The sequence below is a fragment of the Curtobacterium sp. MMLR14_006 genome, assembly GCF_001864985.1.
Taxonomy (GTDB): Bacteria; Actinomycetota; Actinomycetes; order Actinomycetales; family Microbacteriaceae; genus Curtobacterium.
Map to the genome: position 1 here is coordinate 1 of NZ_MJGU01000013.1, position 1228 is coordinate 1228.

Annotated in this window: 2 protein-coding genes and 1 pseudogene; all 3 read right to left on the reverse strand. The window is 73.9% G+C overall.

Annotated features, from left to right (window positions below):
• Nucleotides 1-2 precede the first annotated feature (2 nt).
• Nucleotides 3-530 (reverse strand): redox-sensitive transcriptional activator SoxR, encoded by a 528-nt coding sequence (gene soxR, locus BIU94_RS07415; protein ID WP_071256663.1) that lies wholly within the window; start codon nt 528-530, stop codon nt 3-5.
• 20 nt (nt 531-550) lie between these two features.
• A complete protein-coding gene (locus BIU94_RS18075; protein WP_071256665.1) occupies nt 551-913 on the reverse strand; it encodes a YdcF family protein in 363 nt (120 codons plus the stop codon).
• A gap of 73 nt (nt 914-986) precedes the next feature.
• A pseudogene (locus BIU94_RS18265) lies at nt 987-1184 on the reverse strand (YdcF family protein); the annotation flags it as partial.
• Nucleotides 1185-1228: the final 44 nt, after the last annotated feature.

Here is a 1228-nt window from a genome sequence, read left to right on the forward strand (position 1 = left end):
TCCTACGCGCGGAACAGCCCCTCGGCCTCAGCCTCGGCCTCGGCGCCCGCGCCCGCGGCCAGCTCGTCGTCGATCGGCAGCAGTCGCCGCGCCCCGTGCCCCTCGTCACCGAGCGCGTCGCCGGGGTTCACCACCGAGCAGGCCCCGAGCGAGACGCACCCGCACCCGATGCACTGCGTCATCTCCTGCTGCAACCGCTCGAGCTCGAGCTGCCGGGCCCGCAGCCGTGCGCGCCACCGCTCGTTCAGCCGGTTCCAGTCCCGCAGCGACGGCATCCGGTCGTCGGGCAGGGCCGCGAACTGCTCCGCGACCTCGCTGAGCGGGATGCCGAGCCGCTTGGCCACCTGGATGATCGCGATGCGGCGCTCGACGTGCCGCGGGTACATGCGGGTGCCGCCGTCCGTGCGCTCGGGCCGGATCAGGCCCTTGCGCTCGTAGAAGTGCAGGGCCGACGCGGCGACGCCGGTGCGCCGGACGATCTCGCCGATCGGCAGCAGGTCGGTCGGTCGTGGCTGCTGGATCTCGACCATGGTCGAGATCCTACGGCCGGCTACCGCTGCTGGAACGACTCCCAGAGCAGGAACGCCGTGAACAGCACGAACGGCGCGCACGCCAGCACGTTGAGCCACCGGTGCGCGACGACCACGGCGACGAACTCGCGCAGGAACGCACTCGGCACGTAGTAGGCGGCCGTGCGCGCGCCGACGACCTGCGCCGGCAGGTCGAGCCGCCGGGCCAGGGTCGCGGCGCGGAGCACGTGGTAGTCGTTCGTCACGACGACGACCTGCCCGTCACGGCCCGCCTCGGTCTGCACGGCCCGCGAGTACGCCAGGTTCTCGCGGGTGTTCCGCGACGCGGTCTCGGGCAGGACGTCCTCGGTGTCGGCGCCGTTCGCGAGCAGGTACTCGGCCATCGCCGCGCCCTCGGGCCGGGGGCTCGTCGTCGCCCTGCCCGCCGGAGGGGATGAGCACCGGCCGCCGGCCCGCCGCCCGCTCGGCGCGGTAGATGCCGAGCCCGCGGTCGAGCCGGCTGCGGAGCAGGGGCGGCACCTCGCCGCGGACCAGCCCGGAGCCGAGCACGACGATCGCGTCGGGGGTCAGGCCGTGCCGCATCCGGCCGTAGACCACGGAGTAGACCGCGAACGCCACCAGGGCGACCGCGAAGTACCCGCACACGAACACCATGAGCACCGCGAGCGCGACACCGATCGCGTTCCAGGGCGAGGACG

Excerpts from the sequence above, each read along its gene's own strand:
- soxR (WP_071256663.1), bottom strand. The coding sequence starts at position 530 with ATGGTCGAGATCCAGCAGCCACGACCGACCGACCTGCTGCCGATCGGC.
- BIU94_RS18075 (WP_071256665.1), bottom strand. The coding sequence starts at position 913 with ATGGCCGAGTACCTGCTCGCGAACGGCGCCGACACCGAGGACGTCCTG.